This window comes from Paratissierella segnis (assembly GCF_014385195.1).
Classification (GTDB): Bacteria; Bacillota; Clostridia; order Tissierellales; family Tissierellaceae; genus Paratissierella; species Paratissierella segnis.
Window position 1 is genome coordinate 42,686 of sequence record NZ_JACRTG010000011.1, and the last position, 23,087, is coordinate 65,772.

At 33.6% G+C, this 23,087-nt stretch carries 22 protein-coding genes; all 22 read right to left on the bottom strand.

Annotated elements, in window-relative coordinates; genetic code table 11:
- Window positions 1-4 precede the first annotated feature (4 nt).
- Window positions 5-1,612: a response regulator transcription factor gene (locus H8707_RS04160; RefSeq protein ID WP_262428883.1), complete on the bottom strand. Its 1,608-nt coding sequence runs from the start codon at window positions 1,610-1,612 to the stop codon at window positions 5-7.
- Window positions 1,613-1,806: 194 nt separating this feature from the next.
- Window positions 1,807-2,595 carry a Cof-type HAD-IIB family hydrolase gene (locus H8707_RS04165; protein ID WP_262428884.1) on the bottom strand — a complete coding sequence of 263 codons (789 nt, stop codon included), beginning with the start codon at window positions 2,593-2,595 and terminating at the stop codon, window positions 1,807-1,809.
- Between the two features lie 40 nt (window positions 2,596-2,635).
- A complete protein-coding gene (locus H8707_RS04170; RefSeq protein ID WP_262428885.1) occupies window positions 2,636-3,070 on the bottom strand; it encodes a PTS sugar transporter subunit IIA in 435 nt (144 codons plus the stop codon).
- Between the two features lie 2 nt (window positions 3,071-3,072).
- Window positions 3,073-3,876, bottom strand: coding sequence for a PTS galactosamine transporter subunit IID (agaD, locus tag H8707_RS04175; RefSeq protein WP_262428886.1), 804 nt, complete (start codon window positions 3,874-3,876; stop codon window positions 3,073-3,075).
- Entirely contained in the window at window positions 3,863-4,642 is a 780-nt protein-coding gene (agaC, locus tag H8707_RS04180) for a PTS galactosamine transporter subunit IIC (RefSeq protein WP_262428887.1), read from the bottom strand. The genes agaD and agaC overlap by 14 nt, the downstream gene beginning before the upstream one ends.
- A 16-nt stretch (window positions 4,643-4,658) precedes the next feature.
- A complete protein-coding gene (agaB, locus tag H8707_RS04185) occupies window positions 4,659-5,132 on the bottom strand; it encodes a PTS galactosamine transporter subunit IIB (RefSeq protein WP_262428888.1) in 474 nt (157 codons plus the stop codon).
- A 60-nt stretch (window positions 5,133-5,192) separates the two neighbouring features.
- Window positions 5,193-6,140, bottom strand: coding sequence for a 1-phosphofructokinase (gene pfkB, locus H8707_RS04190; protein WP_262428889.1), 948 nt, complete (start codon window positions 6,138-6,140; stop codon window positions 5,193-5,195).
- Window positions 6,137-6,991, bottom strand: a complete 855-nt coding sequence (gene gatY / locus H8707_RS04195; RefSeq protein ID WP_262428890.1) for a tagatose-bisphosphate aldolase subunit GatY — start codon at window positions 6,989-6,991, stop codon at window positions 6,137-6,139. Before gatY ends, pfkB begins: the two co-directional genes overlap by 4 nt.
- A gap of 4 nt (window positions 6,992-6,995) precedes the next feature.
- Window positions 6,996-8,171 carry an SIS domain-containing protein gene (locus tag H8707_RS04200; RefSeq protein WP_262428891.1) on the bottom strand — a complete coding sequence of 392 codons (1,176 nt, stop codon included), beginning with the start codon at window positions 8,169-8,171 and terminating at the stop codon, window positions 6,996-6,998.
- 57 nt (window positions 8,172-8,228) lie between these two features.
- Window positions 8,229-8,957, bottom strand: a complete 729-nt coding sequence (locus H8707_RS04205) for a GntR family transcriptional regulator (RefSeq protein ID WP_262428892.1) — start codon at window positions 8,955-8,957, stop codon at window positions 8,229-8,231.
- A 211-nt stretch (window positions 8,958-9,168) separates the two neighbouring features.
- A complete protein-coding gene (locus H8707_RS04210) occupies window positions 9,169-10,119 on the bottom strand; it encodes a sensor domain-containing diguanylate cyclase (RefSeq protein ID WP_262428893.1) in 951 nt (316 codons plus the stop codon).
- A gap of 205 nt (window positions 10,120-10,324) precedes the next feature.
- The gene (locus tag H8707_RS04215; RefSeq protein WP_262428894.1) at window positions 10,325-11,230 is read right to left on the bottom strand and encodes a DMT family transporter; all 906 of its coding nucleotides are present in this window, start codon (window positions 11,228-11,230) and stop codon (window positions 10,325-10,327) included.
- Window positions 11,231-11,315: 85 nt separating this feature from the next.
- A complete protein-coding gene (locus H8707_RS04220; protein ID WP_262428895.1) occupies window positions 11,316-11,837 on the bottom strand; it encodes a nitroreductase family protein in 522 nt (173 codons plus the stop codon).
- 194 nt (window positions 11,838-12,031) lie between these two features.
- A complete protein-coding gene (locus tag H8707_RS04225; protein WP_262428896.1) occupies window positions 12,032-13,474 on the bottom strand; it encodes a M20/M25/M40 family metallo-hydrolase in 1,443 nt (480 codons plus the stop codon).
- A gap of 35 nt (window positions 13,475-13,509) precedes the next feature.
- Entirely contained in the window at window positions 13,510-15,513 is a 2,004-nt protein-coding gene (locus tag H8707_RS04230; RefSeq protein WP_262428897.1) for an alpha/beta hydrolase family protein, read from the bottom strand.
- A gap of 13 nt (window positions 15,514-15,526) precedes the next feature.
- A complete protein-coding gene (locus H8707_RS04235) occupies window positions 15,527-16,516 on the bottom strand; it encodes an ABC transporter ATP-binding protein (protein ID WP_262428898.1) in 990 nt (329 codons plus the stop codon).
- A complete protein-coding gene (locus H8707_RS04240) occupies window positions 16,513-17,496 on the bottom strand; it encodes an ABC transporter ATP-binding protein (RefSeq protein ID WP_262428899.1) in 984 nt (327 codons plus the stop codon). Before H8707_RS04240 ends, H8707_RS04235 begins: the two co-directional genes overlap by 4 nt.
- Window positions 17,497-17,563: 67 nt before the next feature.
- Entirely contained in the window at window positions 17,564-19,117 is a 1,554-nt protein-coding gene (locus H8707_RS04245) for an ABC transporter substrate-binding protein (protein ID WP_262428900.1), read from the bottom strand.
- 41 nt (window positions 19,118-19,158) lie between these two features.
- Window positions 19,159-20,013 (bottom strand): ABC transporter permease, encoded by an 855-nt coding sequence (locus H8707_RS04250; RefSeq protein WP_262428901.1) that lies wholly within the window; start codon window positions 20,011-20,013, stop codon window positions 19,159-19,161.
- A gap of 10 nt (window positions 20,014-20,023) precedes the next feature.
- Window positions 20,024-20,941 (bottom strand): ABC transporter permease, encoded by a 918-nt coding sequence (locus H8707_RS04255; RefSeq protein ID WP_262428902.1) that lies wholly within the window; start codon window positions 20,939-20,941, stop codon window positions 20,024-20,026.
- A 49-nt stretch (window positions 20,942-20,990) separates the two neighbouring features.
- A complete protein-coding gene (locus tag H8707_RS04260; protein WP_262428903.1) occupies window positions 20,991-21,995 on the bottom strand; it encodes a succinylglutamate desuccinylase/aspartoacylase family protein in 1,005 nt (334 codons plus the stop codon).
- A gap of 24 nt (window positions 21,996-22,019) precedes the next feature.
- On the bottom strand, window positions 22,020-23,027 hold the full coding sequence (locus tag H8707_RS04265; RefSeq protein ID WP_262428904.1) for a succinylglutamate desuccinylase/aspartoacylase family protein: 1,008 nt from the start codon (window positions 23,025-23,027) through the stop codon (window positions 22,020-22,022).
- Window positions 23,028-23,087 lie beyond the last annotated feature (60 nt).

The following is a 23,087-nucleotide window of genomic DNA, read 5'->3' on the forward strand; positions in this document are numbered from 1 at the left end:
TCACCTAAATAAATATTTTTCTGTAATCTTTAGGCTTAAGTCCCGTATATTTAACGAATAATTTAGAAAAATACTTAACATCGCTATAGCCTACCATAAGACAAATATCCTGAACTCTCAAATCGGATTCCTTTAATAACACCTTAGCCTTTTCAATTCTTATTTTTGAGAGGTATTCCACAAATGAAGACCCAGTTTCCTTTTTAAAAATACTGCTAAAATAGCTTGGATTAAATCCTATATGATTGCCTACATCTTCCAAGGTGATATTGTTCATATAATTTGCCTCGATATATTCCTTAGCTTGGCTTATCTGCGCTAAATTTCTATTAGTGGAATCGTTATCCAGCAAAGTAAAGAATGAATTAATATAATCCATTAATTCAGTAAATAGCTTATCCATAGAGTAACAGTCTGCAACAGAATTCTCTAATTTCTCGTATTCCTTAGTTTCGCTTTCTATTTTTGTGATATTGCTTTTTAAGGTTAAATCAAAAATATTTGCTATATCTAAAATAAGAACTTTTAAATCTCTTCCGCTTATAGGAGACAGCCTTATTTCTTCCTTGAGTTCAATCAAAGACTTTTTTATTCCCTCAAGATCCAATCTTTCAACTGTTTTTACAAATTTCTTTGAAAACTCTACAAATTTTTCGCTCTGTACCCTTTTATTATCATTTATTTCATCATAAAGGATTAATCCTCCTATCCCTTTTATAACTCTATCGTCAATGGATAATTTGCTGCTTTCACATGATGCTTTTATATCTCCTATTTTCAAAACTTCTTCTCCATATCCTAAGGTTAACTTGAACTTATTTGTTTTGTAAGTTCTATTGAAGTCATTTAATATGTTTAAAAGTCTATCCTCAATAATTTTATTTTCTTCTTCCTTATAGTTGATTAAAATATAAGCTTGATTTTTCTTTATGATTCCCTCGATATCACAAACCTTATCCTGTAGTTTTGAAGAAATCGTATCCAAAGCACTTACCATTATATTTCTTATATCCAACTTATCATCTTCATTGATCTGATCCAATATCAATATCATTATTCTAAAACGATAAGGCTTGAAACTAAAATAATATTTTTCATTTATTTCCTCTAATGTATAGCTGATAAAATTGTTCCCATCGGCTGTGATGAGATTGTCCAAAAAAGACCTCCTAATTATAGGCCTATCATTTGTATGCGAAAGCTTATATTCATTTTCTAAATTAATATAACCCTTTTCTCTGATAATGTCCCCTTTAACCCTTAAAAGGGCATTCAATAACTCCTCCTGATTAATGGGCTTTAGGAGGTAATCTTTTACTCCAAAACCTATGGCTTTTTTAGCATATTCAAATTGACCATAACCGCTAATTATAATGAATTCTAAATCTTTATTTATGGCTTTAGCTTTTTCTATCAGTTCTAATCCGTCATACCCGGGCATTCTAATATCTGTAATCACAATATCCGGATTTTCTTTCTCAATCAATTCTATTGCTTCCAGCCCATTGTTAGCCATTCCTACAACAAGCATACCAATTTTCTCCCAATCGATGAGTCTTTTAATTAGCATACATATTCTATTTTCATCGTCTGCTATGATTACTCGAATCATCCACTTCACTCCTCATCTTTTGTACCTTTTGCGACCGTTTACCTTATCTTTAGTATACTATTATTGATATTTGCATACAAGACAAAGAAAATTTAAATTAAGGTGAGCTTGACAAGGAATAAATAAGCCTTACATAGGATTTAAACCCTTATGTAAGGCTAGTTATCTTCTCCATCACAATTTCTCCAATAATATCATTTTAACACTTTCTCTTTTATTATTTCCAATACTCCATTGTCCTCATTGCTATTTGCTATAAAATTCGCAGCGCGTTTTATTTCTTCAGGTGAATTGTCCATAGCATAGCTATGGTATCCTTCCTTTAACATTTCAATATCGTTATAAAAATCACCAAAAATCATGGTGTCTTTCTTTTCTATACCAAATTTTCTTTGAATCATATCCACTGCTTTACCCTTGTTTATTCCCATATTATAAATATCAAGCCATGTAGGAGTTGAATCTACAAGCTGCAATTCGTTCTCCCATTTATCGCAAAGTATCTTTTTGGAATTAACCCCCGAGCCCTTTAAATCAAAAATCGCAATTTTTAATATATCATCTTTCACGTCATTAAAATTTTCAACTATTTGATAATTATGATAATATTTCATAGTTTCCTTTAAGAAGAATTCATCTTTGGTATTTATATAAGCCGATTTTTTTCCGCAAAGTACAATATATATATCTTCAATCTTTAAGGCATCTTCAACAAAGCTAAAAACAATTGACTTATCAATTGAATTTGCATATAACTCCTCACCTTTATAGACTACCAGTGTGCCGTTCTCAGCTATATACAACAATTCATCACTTATTGGTTCAAATAAATTGTATAATTGGTAGTATTGCCTTCCGCTTGCAGCTGCAAATTTTATATTTCTTTCTCTTAACTCTTTAAATAAGCTGAAGAATTCATCGTTTAGACATCCTTCTCCATCCAGAAGAGTCCCATCCATATCACTTACAATTAATTTTATCATCTATCTAACCTCATAATTATTTGAAAAATAAAGAGGGAACTTAAATACCGTCCCCTACTTTATCTTGTTCCGCAACCTTCTCAACTACCTTTTCAAACTTAATAGTCGATTTCTTACTTGATTCCACTATGAATTTTGCCAAATCTTCCAACGTAAGAACATCTTTTTTAAAGCTACCTTCTATAATAGACATAACATTACAACCTGCCACAACCTCAATATCTTCATTATCGTTAGCAATTTCAGCTGCTAATTTAAATGGTGTCCCTCCCATTATATCACATATAAATAATATTTGGGAATTTGAATTTTGCTCAATTGTTTGGAACATTTTTTCCCTTAGAGATACATCATTATCATCTTCTAAAAAATCTATATAATGTAAATCTTTATTTTTACCAAGCAATAACTCTATGGTACTTTGTAATGCAGTGCCGTATTGCCCATGCCCACAAATAATAAATATTTTATTCATTTTTATAAGATTCCCAATAGTGATAATAATATAGCCAATCCAAATGTAATCAATATCAAAACTGTTGGATTAACCTTCTTATTCTTTAACAGGTAGTACATACCCATAGTATAACCAAAGGGTAAAATATTTGGGAATATTTTATCAAAGAAATCTGATTGTATGGAGACTACATTGTTTGCTGAGATTGCTATTTCTGCTATTACATCAATACTGACAAAGGACGCTATTAGCCCTCCCACAACGGTTACACCTAAAATCGTAGCGGATTTGGAAATTGCTTGAGACCTCTCCTGCAAGCTGCCGATTGCTTTAGTTCCTAAATTATATCCCAGACGAGTTATAGGTATTCTGGCAATAAACAAAGCAAGATACACCACAAAGAAAATTATTGGGCCTAAAACGTTCCCTTGTGAAGCAAATGATGCGCTAATTCCAGCTACTATTGGCAATAATGTGAACCAGAGTATTGCATCTCCAATTCCGGCTAAAGGACCAAATAAAGCAATCTTTAACCCTCTAATCAATCCTCTGTCTTCATTATTTTCCTCTAATGAAAGCAACATACCCATTAAAAACCCAACTAAAACTGGATGCGTATTAATAAATTCTGTATTGTCAGTCATTGCTGCAGATAGCCCTTCTTTATCATCCTTATAAATTTTCTTTAATGCAGGTAACATTGATAATGTCCAACCACCGGCCTGCATTCTTTCATAGTTAAAGCTGGATTGCAACAATACATTTCTGATGCCTAAGTCGGTTATATCTTTTTTTGTTAAAACCTTAGTCTTAGATTCCGTCACTATAATCATCTCCCCCTTTTTGAACTGCGGGTGAACTCTTAGAGTTAAAATAATCAATTAGAGCTATAGCTGTACCTATCAGTGCCACCGGTAACAAATTGGAATATTGAATAAATGAAGCAAACAAGAAACCAATTAATAAATAGGGTATATATTGTTTTTTGAGCATTACCTTAAGCAGCATACCAAATCCAACGGCAGGGAGCAACCCACCTGCTACTTCAAAACCATGGGTTAACCATTCAGGCATGGAATTTACCAACGCCCTCATAGCATCTTGAGCTACATAAGTGCTTAAAAATACAACTATCCCATAGGTTATAGCCACAATAAACATTGGTATAAGATTAATTCTGGTAAATGCTTTTGTATCTCCTTCCGCTGCATATTTGTCTGATTTAACCATAAATAGTGAAAATGTAGAGTAATAAAATAGTAAAATGTATTGCATTAAAAAACTAAAAGGCAGTGCTAATCCAATAGATGTCTCAGGCGCAGTCTTTGTAGTATATGCTATTACTGTTGTCATAATTCCGGCTAATACCGGATTTGGAGGCTGAGTCCCCCCTGCAGGCGTTAACCCTGCAAATGCTAATTCTGTCAATCCTCCTGCCAGCAATCCAAGCTTTAGGTCCCCAAGGATTAGACCCGTCAATGTAGATACAATAATTGGTCTAAAGATAAATAAACCTTCCAACCAAAAGTCTATACCTACAATGACAGCCATCAAAGATAATAAAATACCTTGTCCTAAACTAATGTCCATAATGAAATTCCCTCCTTTAATCTATATATTCTATTGCATCACCAGGTACATCCTGGATAAATACATTGATGCCTTTTGATTTTATATAATGTAAGTCTTCCAGGTCTTTTTCATCTACATATACCTTTTTGCTAATTTGATGTTTGCCTTTATTAAAATGCATGTTGCCAACGTTTACATCTTTTATAGGAACTCCTCCATCAACTAATTGCCTAATTACCGCCGGAGTTTTGCATATAATAAATATCTTCTGGGACGGAGAAGCCTTGTGAATAATATCAATAGTATGTTCCACAGTAAAAAACCTAATACCGGCACCCGAAGACTCAACAACCATAGACATTAATTGTTGCTGCAGCTTCTCATTAGCAGCTTGATCATCAACTACTACTAATAAATTTGCACCAACAGAAGTCAGCCATACAACTCCCACCTGCCCATGAACTAATCTATTGTCAATACGAGCTAATAAAATATTTGGACCTTCCATAATTAATCACCCCTATAAATTTATTCAAATTTATAAATTTTTATTCCTTTAACGCCCTATTTAATTCCTCAGTATAGAGCCAGATAACTTCTCTATTACTATTTCTCCAATAATATCACTTAGATTATCATGGTTAACTTTCCCCGTTTCATGTTCCATGGCATTTGAGGTGCCACAAGCAGTTCCTAATTTTAGCATATCTTCAAAGCTTAAATTCCTATTTAATCCTACAGCAAGCCCGGCTATCATTGAATCTCCAGATCCTACAGAATTTACAAGTTCAATTGGGGGCACCCTTACTCTGTACATATTGCCCTTATAAAATACAATTGAACCTTGACCGCCTAAAGAAATAACTACTATTTCAATATTTTTATCAAGTAAATAATTTGAGGCTTTGATTATGCTTTTCTCATCTGCGATGGATATCCCGGTCAATTTTTCTAATTCGTATTTATTGGGCTTTATCAAATAAGGACTGGCTTCAACCCCATATCGTAATGCATCTCCACTGGAGTCAAGAATAAATCTTTTCCCCTTATCTTTTGCTAATTTGATTAACTGTTTATATGTATCAATTGGGATCCCATCCGGTAAGCTGCCTGAAGCGCATATGATATCAACTCCGTCTAATAACCTATCATACAAAGCTATAAAATTGTTAAAATTTTTTTTTGAAATATACGGGCCTTTTTCTAATATCTCAGTTTGACTACCATCATCTGAAATAATTGCTATGCAGCTTCTATTTTCTCCTTCAATTGGGATAAATACATGATTTATTCCAATACCATTCAAATTTTCTTCAATAAATCTTCCGGAATATCCTCCTAAAAATCCTGTTGCCAGAACATCTTCATTAAAACTTTTAATCGCTCTTGTAACGTTTAGTCCCTTCCCTCCAGCTGTATATTGGTAGTTTGAAGTTTTATATATATTTCCTTTTTCAAAATTCTCAACATTATACCGCCTATCAATAGAAGGATTCAAAGTTATGGTCAATATCATATTCTGTTCCTACTTCCACAGATGTTAATTTTTTCTTTAACTACATTTTTTGCTATTTCTTTAGCAGGACTTAAATAATTACGGGGATCATCGGCGTCAGGATTTTCTTTAAAGTATTTTTTAATCGCTTCTGCAAATTGTATTTTTATTTCTGTTGCAATATTTACTTTACATATTCCGTATTGAATAGCTTTCTTTATATTTTCTTCACTAATACCCGAAGCACCATGAAGTACCAAAGGTACGTCAATTATTTTATTCATTTTTATAAGCCTATCGAAGTCCAGTTTAGGTTCTAATTTATAAATCCCATGTGCAGTACCTATGGCTACCGCCAAAGAATCTACACCTGTTTTTTTAACAAATTCTAAAGCCATAATTGGGTCTGTCAAAAGAGCATCTCTTTTGTTAATTACTATTTCTTCTTCCTGCCCCCATATATGCCCTAACTCTGATTCTACAGATACACCCAATTTATGTGCAAAATCCACCATTATCTTTGTATTGTTGATGTTTGTATCAAAATCCTCCATTGAGGAATCTATCATAACAGACTTATATCCTCCCTTAATACAATTCTTTAAAAAATCTATATCCGTACAATGGTCTAAATGAAGAGCTATAGGAATTTTATATTTTTTAGCACCGGCTTTCAAAATAGCCACAAGATATTCTAGTCCGGCATAATTGACAGTACCGGGAGTTGTAGCAATAATCACCGGAGACTTCATCTCCCACGCACCTTCTATAACTGCCTGAATAGTTTCCAAATTGTGTACATTAAATGCAGGAACTGCATATTGATTCTTTTTGGCATCTAAAAGTAACTCCTTGTTTGATACGATATCCATATAGTCATTCCCCTTTATAATTATAAATAGTGACACCTTTAACTACTCTATTAACCAATCCATATGGATTAGGGTTATCAGGTTCAACCTTTAACTTAACAGAAGATTTTAATGCAAATATTTGTGCATACAATATATAGAGTAAAGATAACAAGCTTTTATTTTTGATATCGTTTTCATCGTCTGTAAGATAAAAGTTGTAATCAGATGCAATCTCAATTTCTTCCCTGTATTTACTTGTTATTGAAATTACCCTATGAGCTCCTTTATCATTATAGAGCTCATTGAGCAAATCCAGCTCATATTTTCTGGAATACTCGTCATCTGATATATAAATAAAAACTAGAGTCCTATCATTTAACATTGATTTAGGACCATGTCTAAAACCCAATGGTGTCTCGCTTAAAGTAATTACCTTTCCCCTAGTCAATTCTAAAAGTTTTAGTCCGCTTTCTTTAGAAAGACCGTATAGACTACCGGAACCTAGATAAACTACTCTTTCAAAATCTATATCCAGTAATTGATCTACGTTCATATATTTATTTTCTAATATATCTCTACCTAAATCAATCATTTTGAATATCTGAGTCTTATTTTTCTCAAAACATTCCATATCAAAGATTAAAGAAGCTACTAGTGTCATACATGAAAAACTGCTAGTCATGGCAAATCCTTTATCATTGGATTCTTCCGGCATGATTAGATGTAATACTTTTTCATCATTCTTGGATATGTTTATTAATTCCCCTTCCTCATTACAAGTGATAATAATATGATTTACATCATCTATAAGTACATTAGCAAGATCATATGCGGCAATACTTTCAGGGCTATTTCCTGAACGAGCAAAGGATACCAAAAGTGTAGGAATATCTTTTTTAAGATAATCCTGAGGATTAGCAACTATATCGGTGGTAGGAATTGATTCAAATATATAATTTTTTTTACTATTTAACTCCGGCGTAATAATATCACCTATATAAGCAGAAGTTCCGGCACCTGAGAATATCACTCTGATATTATTTTTATTTAAATTTTCATTAATAAATTTTTCTATGATTGTCTTCTGTTTCTCAATGGTAGCCAAACACTCACTCCAAATCTCCGGTTGCTGATAAATCTCTTTAGCAGTATTAAAACCATTCATCTTCTTCCAATTATCCACACTTAAACCAAACATTCAATCACTCCTTCTTGTGGTAATGTCATAGTGTTGTCATTACCAGTATATTAAAAATTATTTTTTAAGTATAACAGAATATTTAAATCTATCACCTCTTGCCACACTCTTTGTATATTCAACTACACTCTCCGTCTCATATGTTGTTCTTTCTATCATCATGCTTGGTAAATGTAAAGAGTATTTCAATAGTTTTGCCTCGTTATCCCTTGTAACAACAGTTTGGAAGGTTTCCTCTGCAGAAGTGATGGAAACACCATATAACTTAGAAAATATATCGTACATTGGGTTTTCTTCAAGTAGTTCTTTTGTTAACCCGGGAAATCTGGAACAAGGCACATAACTGGTTTCCAACATCATCGGTTCATTATCTGCTAATCTCAGCCTCGTGAAGATGTAGACCTTATCACCTATATTTAACCTCATTTTTTTAGCCAATTTTTCGTTGGTATTTATAATATCAAAATCTAATACCATAGACGATGGTGTTTTCCCTAGTTTTTTCATCTCTTCAGTAAAACTGTAAAATTTTAATAAATTTTGTTTAAACATTTTAGGGGAAATATATGTACCTTTGCCATGTAACCTATAAATATATCCCTCTTTTTCTAGTTCTTGGATTGCTTGTCTAACAGTTGAGCGGCTAATGTCATACGTATCACATAACTCACGCTCAGATGGAAGTTGATCATCTTCCTTTAGATTTCCTTCTTCAATCATCTCGACAATTATATCCATAAGCTGTGAATATAACGGCATACGATTTTGTTTATCTATAGTTCTCAATGTAAAATTGCACCTCAATATCTAATTATATGTGGTACGTACCACTGATATAAGTGTATAACATACTGAAATTAATGTCAAGGCAAATTTTCAAATTTTGTGATTACCTTTTGATAATGTCTCCTTATAATTTCTTATAGCATAACCCTAAAAGCGGAGATCCTTCGTTGCACTCAAGGATGACGTAAGCAGTGCATTGTGAATTGAACATTTAACTAACCTTATTTTTACCTATTCCTTTGGATTTATATAATTTTTCATCAGCTCTTTGAAACATGTTTTCTGCTTTTCCTACTTCATTAAAAGAAGAAACTCCCATACTAACTGTAACCTGTATTTCATTATCCATAAATCGGATTGGATTCTTTGCTATACTAGTACGTAGCTTTTCTGCGACTGTCCTTGCACCATCTAATTCCGTGTCATATAAAATAATTGCAAATTCATCTCCGCCGTATCTAAAACATTTATCACTGGATCTAACTCTTTTAGCAATCGTTTTCCCAACATGTGCTATAGTATAATCTCCCATTAAATGCCCATATTTGTCATTTATATTTTTAAAGTTATCAATATCTAATAAAATGAGTGAAAAACCATTTGTTTGGCATATTTTTTCTCTTCTTTTATATAATTCAAATGTTTTATTCAATTCTTCAAAAAAATATCCTTGATTATAAAGTCCGGATAGGCTGTCCTTTACTGATAATTCTTTTAATTTTTGATTTGCTTCTTCTAATTTCTTATTGACTAGCTTGAGTTCTTCTTCAGCATTTTTTAATGAAGTTATATCCCTTGATGTTCCCCAAGTTCCAATAATATTACCTTCTTTATCATATAGCGGATACTTTGATGCAGAAAGCCACATAGTGCTCCCATCAGGTCTAATCAGCTTTTCAACGGTGCCTAAAATCGGGATTTCTGTTGCCATTATTTCCTGCTCAATATCATAAGCCTGCTGAGCAAAATCTCTGGGAAAATAATCAAAATCAGATTTCCCTATTACCATCTCCGGGTCATCAACCCCCCAAAGTAAAGAATGAGCCCTGCTGCTAAATAAAATTCTGGAGAATTTGTCCTTAAAGTAAAATGTATCTTGCGAATTATTCATTATAGTATTAATAATATCAAATTCATTAATATCTATATTTCCATACTTCATCACATTATCCCCTATCAGAAAATTCCAAATACTATTATTTCAACTATATAGTATCAAATAATTCCTATCCGTACAACATATTATAAAGGTTTAAAAAATAATTTGTACCATATATCAGATGTATATTTATATAAATTAAAAACATTCCCAAAAAATTGAGAATGTCATAATTTACTATAGCTTGTAATATCCAAAATCTTTAAAACTATTCAAAAAATCCAAGTATAAATATGCCTACCATAACCATTGCAATAATTAAATATTGTTTCGGAAGAAGTTTTTCTTTTAAGAATATCCTCCCAAGAAGAACCGATACTATACTATAGCTTGCAATCATAGGTGCTGCTACTACAGAATTAGTATTCAATGCATAAACATAAAAATATTGTCCTGCAGTCTCAAATATTGCTGCTAGAGCTTTATCTTTTTCCTTTAAAAGTGTAAATTTTTCTTTTTTTACAATCGTAATAAAGATAAGTGAAATAATTCCACAGACAAGAAAAGTAAGTTCATAGGAGATCAAGGCTTCTTCAGGGGTCATTAGGCTGCTCAGATATACATCATCCAAAAATGTGCCTAAAGCATCAATGATTGCATATAGTATCGGAAAAATAAGTGCCATAGCGCCTAGCTTATATTTTAAATCTATATGAATATTGTCTTGTTTTTGCTCTTCTTCGGCAAGTTTCCTTTCAATTACCGCAATTGCTATAAGCCCAATAGTTATTAGGATAATCCCAAACAATTGCCAAGCATTCATCCTCTTTTTTAACACTGCAAATGCTAAAATTCCAGCCATTGCTCCAGAAGTATTGCTTACAGGCGAACTTATGGAAACTTCCAAATATCTTAACCCGACGTAACCTAATGTCATGGAAAGTATATACATTGAAGAAACAGGTAAATATTTTATAATGTTAACAGGATTATACTGCCAATTCATCTTATAAAGCTCAAAAAATGCCTGAATTCCCATGATTAAACCAACCATTACAACGATTCTCAAGTGACTATATCTATCGTTAGGATCTGTGCCTTTCTTGTAATAAAGATCTGCTATGCCCCATAATAAAATTGTCATTACTGCAGATGTGTACCATGAAAATATCATTTTTTCCTCCTCATTATGCCACTGTTATTTGCAATTCACTTTAATATTTTATGATACAATCCCTATAACTGCAAGCTTTTTATAATCACCATCTATCGAAATGCACTTTTTCTTCATTGTATCTATCAATCGGTTCCTTTTCCTCATCTTTAACCCCAATTGCAATCATACCTACAGGTATAATGTAATCAGGCAAATTTAATGTTTCTTTCATAGCTTTTTTCATATAATCCACTAATTCTCCTCCGGAATATAGTCCGCACCATACTGCTCCCAAATCCAATCCATGTACTGCTAGTAACATATTTTGAATTGATGCAGAGCAATCTTCAACTAGGAACCCTATTTCCTTTTGTTTTCTTGTGTCACCGCATACCACTATACAACAACTGGCACTGGGAAGCATCTTAGCATACCTATGGAAGTTTGAAATCTTATCTAACGTCTCCTTATCTTTTACCACCACAAAATCTCTAGGTTCGAAGTTGTGTGCAGATGGTGCCTGAAATCCGGCCTTAAGAATAAGCTTTAAATCCCCTTCACTTATAGGTTCCCCTGTATATTTTCTTATGCTTCTTCTAGTAAATATTGCATCTAATACATCCATGTAATCACTCCTTAAAATAATAATATCCGTTCCCTCTATAAGTATTATACTATTTTCTTAAAACATATCAAATAGGTTTACTTAAAACAAAAAAGTCCCTAGGGACTTTTTTCAACATTATAAAGGCTTTAATGATATAAATTAGCCTCCTTATTAGGAAAGAGCTAATTTATATATGAATATATTAAGATATTCTACTTATTTTTGGATTCATTATGAATCTTTTCTAAATAATAGATATATGCAGAACAAGATTTTTCATTATCTATCATTCCTTCAATAGTAAACCATTCATCTGGTGCATGAATCCTTCCAGATTTACCTAGACCATATGATACAAATGGAATCCCGATAGGCTCGCTTGTAAATAAATATGCTGGCCCATGTCCTGGAAAAATCGGCCATGGTGAGCCTCCTTCCAATCCTGAATTATCCATAGCCATTATAGCTGCTTGAGCTGCCTGAGTTGATGAGTCAGTTTTTGCATATTTACCGCCTTGTCGTTGTATAAGCTTAACATCCTCAAACCCATGTTTATCTAAATGAGCCCTTATTTTGTCATAGATATCATCTGCATCTTGATTTGGTAATAAACGAATATCAAGTTTGGCATTTGCCTTATACGGAAGTACAGTTTTGGTAGCCGGTCCTTGATAACCTGCCCATATGCCAGCTATGTTAAATGTTGGGTGCCATAATAATTCTCTCAAAGCATCTCCGCCTGATAAGTCTTTCATAAATTTCTTTGCATGCAGACGTTTATTTAAATACATATTTTCATCAAAAACATCTATCATCCTTTGGGTCAAATGTTCATCTTCTTCTGTTAGCGGAACCATATCATCAAAGAATCCATCCACTAAAATATTATCTTCCGCATCCCTTAAACAAGCCAATGCATGAACTAAACGCCAGGTAGGACTACCTACCCATGCTGCATTTGAACTGTGAAGATCTACTTCGGTTGGTCCTCCCCAATCTCCACCTGTTACCTCAACATCTAGGAAAAGCATCCCCTTATTACCCAGAATAATAAATGGCTTACCGTTTTCATCTTGTCTTGTTCCATTTAAAAATACAGCATCAAATTTGGATAATTTATCAGAATACTTTTTAGTGTATTCAATCAAACTTTCACTGCCCATCTCTTCTTCACCTTCAACTATGAAGAAAATATTTATTGGCATATATCCTGCTACTTTTTTAATAGATTCGACAGCATTTATAAAACATACAAGAGGTCCTTTGGAGTTTGCTACTCCTCTTGCTACCATAGATTCTCCATATGGAGGAAAATCTTTAATAACACCCTCAAAGGGTTCTACCGTCCACTCATCATATGGATCGGCTGGCTGTACATCATACATCCCGTACATGATAATACTTGGAGCATCTTCCACATCTGCTTCTAACATCCCTGTCACAACCGGACTATGGACGAAGTATTCTCTGTCAATATCTTTACAACCTAATTCTTTTAGAATGTCCATTACCATTTGTGAACATTCTTCTATTCCTTCTCCCGTGCCAGCTATACTCGGTTGTTGTACCAATTTTTTTACACGAGGAAGGTGTGTATCATAAAAATTTTCTTCAATATGATTATATACATCTTGCAGCCAATCTTTTTGTTTCATATACTTATCCTCCTTATCCTTTTATACTACATATACTATATTTGTAGATATTGATTAAACCATCCTAAAATCTCATTTAATCTATTAAGCCTATTAAAAGGTTTACCGCTTCTACTAAGTTCATGACCCTCTCTTTTAAAGATACAAAGCTTACTTTCAATTCCATTATATTTTAATGCCAAAAACATCTGCATACCTTCAGAAATCGGACAACGATAATCTTCTTCAGCATGAATAAATAAGGTAGGTGTTTTTACATTTTTAGCATATCTTAATGGGGAATGTTGCCAATATCTATCTATGTCCATCCAAATATCCGTTTCAAACTGCCACATAGGAAAATTATAGCTTGTATCTGATGTACCAAACATAGAAATAAAGTTAGATATACCCCTTTGTGATACAGCACATTTAAATCTATCAGTATGACCTATAACCCAATTTGTCATAAACCCTCCATAACTTCCTCCTCCAACACCTAGGAGGTTTTCATCTATTTCCGGATAGTTTTTAAGGCAGAAATCTGTAAATTCCATAATATCATCATAATCTGCATATCCATACCTACCTATTATATCAGCAAATTCATTTCCAAAGCCATCAGAGCCCCGTGGGTTACAATACATAACATAATAGCCTTCGTTGGCAAAGAGTTGTAATTCATGATAATAAACAGGGCTAAAGTTCATTTTATGCCCACCGTGAATATAAACAATTCCAGGGTATTTTTTACCTTGTTGATAGTTCGTTGGTCTTAATACATACCCTTCTATAACAGTACCATCCTTATTTACAAAAGAGATTTTTTCTATTTTGCTTAATGTTCTTTCCTTTACAACCCAATCATTAAATGAGGAAAGTTGTATTTCATTTCCATCTTTTAGTGAATATATCTCTTGAAGCTTATTATCCCTTAGTCCTATAAACATTATTTCTTTATCTAGAACCACAAAAGAATCCACTGACCCAATTTTAGAGCTTATCTTTTTATGAGCACCATCTAGATCCACTTGGTAAATCTGGGCATTTCCTCCATCCATACCAACATAATATATAGAATTGTTATCTGTTTCCATTTGATAAAACTTACCAGTTCGTATATCCGTACATACAGCATTGCTAGCACTGTCGTCGTTATAATAAAATATTTTCTTTTTACCTTCCTTATCGATAAAGAAAAAATCCGGATTTTGTTGATAACCATATTTAATGCCATCGGATCCCATAAAAATAGGTACTTCACCTATAAAGTCACAGTATCGCATCCTATATGTAATATCATCAATATAGGTTCTGTTTTCCTTATCCTCTACATCATAGATTGAAATTCCACTTAAGAATTTTTTAGGTTTATTCTTTATAATTTTCTTTGGACTATAAATAATTTTGTTTCTCTCTTTATTCACTTTGATAAATTCAATTGTGTCCTCTTTATCTGATATAAGAATATATTTATCATCTTGTGGATTATAAATGTATAACCCCCAGCGTTTATTGTTGATAATACCTTGTCCTTCAAATCTATAGGGTATTTCATCAGCTATAGCATAGCTTTCTTCTCTTTTTTTCTTTTCTGCAAAATATTTACTACGTTCTTCTTCTCTCATTTTGCTAAAATCAGGTTCAGCTATGGAATGTTCAGCTACTAAGGCAAAAGTACCATCATAAAGGGGAAATAATTGTTGTACTTTTCTAGAAATTTGTAAAAATGGTTCTGCTTCTCCTCCTAGCAATGAGAGTTTATAAAAACAGGTCCAATCTTCTCCTGCTTTAATTCTTTCATTTATATGAGCATCTCGATTAGAAACAAACAAGATATTTTCATCATCCAGCCAGACAATATTTTTTCCCTCTCCCAAAAAAGTAATTTGATTAATTACTTTTGTTTTAACATCTATAGTATGAATATAAGATTTATAATTGTTTTCATCCATATTACAATGTGTTGTAACAAAAGCACATTTATCTTTTTTTGGATTTGACACTAAATCTGAAATATAGGTATATCTTAAAAAGTCATCTGCTTGAAGCCTTTCCATGGATTACTCCTTTCTAAAGTATTTCATCACTAAAATGACATGCTACAATATGCGAGGATGATTTTTCCTCTAATACAGGCTCTTCATTTATACATTTGTCCTTAACATAGGGACACCTTGTATGGAATCGACAACCACTTGGTGGGTTTGAAGGACTTGGTAACTCCCCTTTTATACTCGCATGAACTCTATTGACTGTTGGATCTGGAATTGGAATAGAGGATAATAAAGCTGCTGTATATGGATGCTTCGGTCGTTCAAATAACTCTTCAACATCCGCAGTCTCTAGAACTTTCCCAAGATACATAACACATACTCTATCAGATACGTGCCGTATAACATTTAATGCATGAGACACAAAAATATATGTTAAATCTAATTGTTTTTGTAAATCATTTAATAAATTTAAGATTTGTGATTGTATTGACACATCAAGAGCTGATACTGGCTCATCGCATAAAATGAGTTTTGGCTTTAACACTAAAGATCTTGCTATGCTCACTCTTTGACGTTGCCCTCCCGAAAACTCATGCGGATATCTATAATAAAAATCCTCCAACAATTCAACATATTCAAATGTTTCTAAAACTCGCCTTCTCCTCTCAGCTACATCTGTTACACCATGAACAATTAGGGGTTCTTCGATTATTTCACCAATTGTCATACGTGGATCTAAAGAAGAAAATGGATCTTGAAAGATTATCTGTTTATCCTTTCTAACCTGTCTTAGTTCTTTTTTATTTAGAGAAAGCACATCTTTACCATCAAACTCTATTCTTCCTGATGTAACAGGTACAGTTCTCATAATGGAATGTAATAATGTACTTTTCCCGCAACCTGATTCTCCCACAATCCCTAAAGTTTCTCCTTCTTTCACATCCAAAGAAACATCATCCACAGCATAAACATACTTTTTTTGCCTTGAAATAAATCTTTTGTCAATTTCAAAATAAGTTTTAAGGTTTTCTACTTTTAATATCGTCCTTTGATTCAAATTAGTCATAAGCGACACTCCTTTGCTTTCTGAGTCACTAAATGACAAGACACTCTTCTATCACCCAATGTAACTTCCTCAGGTACTATTGTTTTGCATATCTTAATTGCCTCTTCACATCTAGGATGAAATCTACATCCCGAAGGAAAACTTGCTGGATTGGGAACAATTCCTTTGATATCATCAAGTTTATCCCTTTTTTCATCAACCCTTGGAATACACTTTAATAATGCTCTAGTATAAGGATGCAGAGGATTAGCAAATAAATCCTTTACACATGCCTCTTCTACAACCTTGCCAGCATACATAACAACTACTCTATCAGCTATTTCTGCCACCACACCCAGATCATGGGTTATGAACATTACTGTCATACCTGTTTTTGTTTTCAAGTTCTTGATAACATCTAATATTTGCTGTTGTATAGTGACATCCAAAGCTGTTGTTGGTTCATCAGCAATAAGCATATTAGGATTGCAGGAAATAGCCATAGCTATCATTACTCTTTGACGCATGCCGCCTGATAACTGATATGGAAAAGAATTTGCACATCTTACAGGATCGGGTACTCCGACTATTTTAAGCATTTCAATAGATTCCTTAAATGCTTCTTTTTTATCGTATCCTTCATGAATTCTCAATGCTTCTCCAATTTGTTTGCCAACCCTATGAACAGGATTCAATGCTGTCATTGGTTCTTGGAATATCATGGAAATCTCTTTCCCTCTAATTTTTGTCATTTCATCAGTGGAATAACCCAATAAATTTTTTCCACGATATAGAATTTCTCCATTCAGATATCTACCAGGGGGGGTTGCAACAAGTTGCATGATTGAAAGTGATGTCACGCTTTTCCCACATCCTGATTCACCTACAACGCACAGTGTTTCTCCTTCATAAACATCAAAAGACACACCATCCACTGCCGGAATTGCAGAATCTAAGTAGAAACATACTTCTAAGTTTTTAATCTCTAACAATTTTTTCACTTTCCACCCTCCTTTTTCCTATTTAATCTCTATACAGCGACTATTCGCTGTATAGAGAGAGTAATTATTATTTTTCTATAACATCCATATGAACTGCTTCAATATAATAATGCTCATTTGGTGACCAATCTAGTCTTTCACTAATAGCAAAGATTTTTTGTAATTGTGGAAGGTATAAGAAAGGTGGATCATCTACCAGCATTTGTTGGAATACCTTTAAATGCCCTTCATATTCTTCAACTGTTTCCGAATTAAAAATTGCATCAGCTATTTCTTCATAGCCTTCAATAGCGTTGTATGAAGTAATACCAGTACGCTGTATTAAACCTGTAATCCAGTTGCCTACCATACCTGGCTTAGAAGCCCAACTCCAGCTATAAAGGCCTTCAGCTTTTTTTGCGTCTTGTCCATTGATAAGAATATTTCTCATAGCGCTAAACTCTTCAGTTAAAACTTCACATTTTACTCCAACAGCAGCTAAGTCTGCTGCAACAGCTTGACTTATTTCATGACCTTTTGCAGTGGATCCTGTATTTGATTGTAATTTTATACTAAATCCATTTGGATATCCCGCATCTGCTAATAACTGTTTAGCTTTTTCAGGATTATATTCAAATCCTTTTATATTAGGATCATAAGCTGGAAAATCTTCTCGATACCATGTTGCTAATTGCCTACCATAACCACCTAAGATATCATTAACAATAGCCTCTTTATTAACAGCATAATTAAGAGCTTGTCTTACTCTAGAATCTTGTAATTCCTGATTTGGCGACCAATCTAAAGTATTAAATCCAAGCCAAATAACCCTAGTTTCATAGCGGCTATCAATTTTAACCCCTTCTTCTTTTTTGATCATTTCAAGAGATTCAAAATTTAATCCTTCTATTATATCCAATTCACCACTTAAAAATTCAGCTATTTGAGTTGATTGCTCAGGAATGGTTTTTATAATATACTTGTCCACATTGGGCTTACCACCCCAATAGTTTTCATTAGCTACTAAAACAATTTGCTGATCTTTTTCCCAAGATTCCAATATATAAGGACCTGTACCTACAATATCCGTACCAATTGCTTCTTCACCTATCTCTTCTGAATGCTTTGGCTCTAACATGGGAATATCTGATATTTGTAATGGAAAATTAAATGCCTTTATTTTTGTATAGATTTTTAATGTATGCTCATCTATAGCTTCCCATTTATCATAATAAGGAGCATAATCCCAAGCCTGTCTTGGATATTCTGTGTCAACACCTCTATCAAGATTCCAACCAACTACTTCTGAAGTAAATGGTTCTCCATTTGAGAATTTTACACCTTCTTTTAGGTAAAATACCCACTCGAGATCACTTACTTGCTCATATCTCTCTATTAGCTTTGGTTCCAAATTCCAATCAGAATCATAAGTAAATAATGTCTCACAAATATTAATATATACATTTCTTCCTTGATCACCTGTTGCTCTGTGTACATCTAAGGTTGTTGGATCCATTATTTGAGCATAAGTAACAACTTTTTCATTTACTGAATCTGTGTTTTTACCACAAGCAGTAGTAACTACCAATAAAACTACAATCATTAATAATAGAATACTTTTAGTTGTTTTTTGAGAAAACACCCTTATTCCTCCTTAATTTGTGATTTTTTATTACATACTTTTTATGTGCTTCTTAACCTCGGATCTCTTACATCGCGAACCCAATCTCCCACAAAATTTATTGCTAAGCAAACTAAAAAGATGGCTAAACCCGGTAGTGCTGTAATCCACCAAGCAGTATAAATATACTCTCTTCCAGATGCTACCATACTCCCCCATGTCGCCATAGATGGCGGAATACCCATACCCAAGAATGTCAATGATGCCTCTGACAAAATAGCCGAACTCATTTCCAGCGTTCCTAAGATGATAGCGGAATCTATAATATTGGGTAAAATATGTTTCAATATGATTCTCATATCATTGCAACCTATAGTATCTGAAGCTGTTATAAATTCTCTTTCCTTCAAAGATAAGGTCTGAGCTCTTACCGTACGAGCATATGGAACCCATCCAGTAATTCCAATAACAACAATAACATTTGTTAGACCTGAACCTAAAACAGCCATCAATACTAAAGCCATAAAAATAAAAGGAAATGATAACATAACATCAACTATTCTCATAATAATTGAATCAACCCAACCTCCATAATATCCTGCCAATAAACCGAGCGTAGTTCCTAATATTAGTGAAACTACAACCGCCATAATACCTACTATTAAAGAAATCCGTGATCCATAAATAATTCTAGTTAGTACATCTCTTCCCATTTCGTCTGTTCCAAGAATGTGCTCATTTGTTCCTTTCTCAGCAAATATCGGTGGGATAAAACGCTTAGATGTATTAACCTCGTTGGGACCATAAGGGGCTAATAACGGAGCAAAAATAGCACAGAATATCCAAATAGCTGTTATTATTAAACCAAGTTTTGCCGTTGCAGTGCTTTTCTTTAAAGTCTTAATTAATTTTTTCATCCCACCCCTCCTATGATTGTCTTATTCTTGGATCTATAAATGTATATAATATATCAACTATAAAATTTAAAAATGTAAATATTACTGCCATAACTAAAGCACAAGCTTGTACTAACGGATAATCATAATTTGTTATCGCCGTTACCATCAGTCGACCTATACCCGGCCAAGCAAAAATGGATTCCACTACCACTGAGCCGCCTAATAGATTCCCTATTTGTAAAGCAACCATAGTTACAACGGTTAATAATGCATTCCTTAGACCGTGAAACACAATTACTCCTTTTTCTTTCACACCTTTAGCCCTTGCAGTTGTCATATAATCTTGCTGCAAAACATCTAGCATAGAAGATCTCGTCAATCTGGTTGTGCTTGCAAGCAAGCCCATACTTAATGTAATAGCAGGTAGAATTATTTGTTTAAATTTTCCATATCCGGATGCTGGAAGCATTTTAAGCCAAACTGAAAAAATAAGTATCAGTATTATACCCAGCCAAAAAGATGGAACAGAACGACCAGCTATAGAAAGTGTTGTTACAATAGAGTCTATAGGTGTATTCCTTTTAACAGCCGAAATAATACCACTAAATATTCCAAATGGAATTGCTATAACAATTGCAGCAAATGATAGCTGTAAAGTTGCAGGTATATGCTCTTTAATAAGGTCAAGCACAGGCCTATTATAAAAAAAAGAGTTCCCAAAATCTCCTTTAACAATACCAGATAAATAATCCATATATTGCCCTATTAAAGGTTTATCCAAGCCAAGCATTCTTTGCAAATTTTCGTAATCCTCAAAGGTCCCTTCGGGACTAACCAAAAGTTTAACTGGGTCGCCAATACCTCTTAAAAGTATAAATACCACAGTTGTGACAACGAATAGTACCAATAAGGCTTGGAGAACTCTTTTTACTAAATAGTCAAACATCATCAAAACCCCCTTATTATTATAAACATAGGAGATTATCAAAATACTATTAGTTCACACGCTTTTCAGCATTGGCTAAATTGCCAACAATATATGCATAATCTCCCGGTTGTACTTTAGTCATAAACCCTCGCATTTGTAAAAATACTGTTTGCTCACATGGAGCTAGGATTTCTTCAATAACCTCCATTGTCTGAATATGTCTTATCTCTGCCATAACTGTTCCTTTTTCAACCCATTTATTTAGATATTCAGGTCCGCATAATGGATAGAACATACCGCCTTTTTTAGGACGTAAAAGTGGCCTTTCTTTAATTAAATACTGTTCTTTTGGAAGTATAAGATCACCTTCAATCATCCCCATCCACTTCATTATGTTTAGATTACCTCTTACACTGGTCTTTACAATATCTATATCTAAAACAATACCCGCTCCGACTTCTGGAATAATAGCGGGTTTACCCAAACTAATCATATAGTCAGTTAAAAAACCTGCATATTGATTTGATGGACCTGCCGGCTTCCCATCATAAACAAATTCTAATCCATAGTTAAATGCCATTTCCTTTATCTTTTTTCCTAATTCTCCATCTGCTTGACTTGTTAATATATAATTGATAGCTGCTCCATAACCTGCACTATGCCAATCTAAGAGAGCGTCCGCATAATCTAATATTGGTGTTATTACTGATGCAAGCATATCTGTAAACCAGCCATCTGGCTTACCTGGATGAGCCCTATTCATGTTCTGCATATCTATAGGCGTATTTCTTGAATCCCATTCAAATGCGATTGGGTTTAGACAAGGAATGGCTAAAATAGTTCCCTTAAGTGTATTTAAATCAATTTGTTCAACCGTCTGTCTAATGACTTCAAATCCTGTTATTGCATCTCCATGTCCTAAAGCAGACATCATAAGTGTGGGACCTTCTTCTTTTCCATTGTATACATGAATAGGTATGGTCAATTCAAGTCCACTGGCCAGATTTGTAAAAGGTAAATTTATCTGTTTATGCTCACCTCTTTTAACTTTAACGCCATTAATCTCAAACATAAAGTGCCTCCTTTTTTATCCTGTTTAATCATTTTCATGGACTTCTGCAGTAGATAGATCCCCCAGAATATATGCATAATCCCCTGGATGAACCTTAGTCATTAATCCGCGCATATTCATAAAGACTGTTTTCTCACAAGGCGCAATTATTTCTTCTATAACCTCCATTGTGCGTACATTCCTAACCTGTGCTATAACTGTTCCTTTCTTAACCCATTTGTTTAAGTACTCAGGACCACATATAGGATAGAACATTCCTCCATTACTTGGTCTAAGCAATGGTCTATGTTTAATTAGATATTGTTTTTTAGGAAGAATGGGCTTCCCTTCAATCATACCCATCCATTTCATCGTGTTAAAATTACCACGAACACTGCTTTCAATAATATCTATTTTCAGACCCATACCTGTACCTACTTCCGGGATAATTCCCGGTTTCCCAAGACCTAGCATATACTTTACTAAAGACCCCTCATATTGATAGGATGGACCTGCGGGTTTACCATTATAAAGAATCTCCAATCCATAATTAAAAGCCATTTCTTTTACCCTTTCACCAAGCTCCCCTTCTACATAGTCATACAGAACATAATTTATAGCTGAACCATAGCCTCCTCCATGCCAATCCAATAATGCATCTGCATAATCACAAACTGGTGAAACAGCTGCAGCTAATCTATCAGTCAGCCATCCATCAGCTTTACCCGGAAAAGCTCTATTCATGTTTTGCATATCTATAGGTGTATTTCTTGAATCCCACTCAAAAGCAATGGGGTTTAAGCAAGGCATTGCCAAAACAGTTCCTTTAAGCTTATTTAAATCCAATTGTTGAACTGTTTGTCTAATAATTTCAAAACCTGTAGTTGCATCTCCGTGAGCTAAAGAAGTCATCAACAAAGTAGGCCCATCTTCTTGTCCTCTATAAACATGCAGCGGTATGGTTAATTCAAGTCCATTAGCAAGATAGCCTATAGAAATATTAATTTGTTTATGCTCCCCTTTTTGTACTTTTGCACCTAAAATATCACGCATTTTTATCCTCCTATCATATTGTCATAAATTCTTTTAAACTATATATAGTTTGTGTACTAT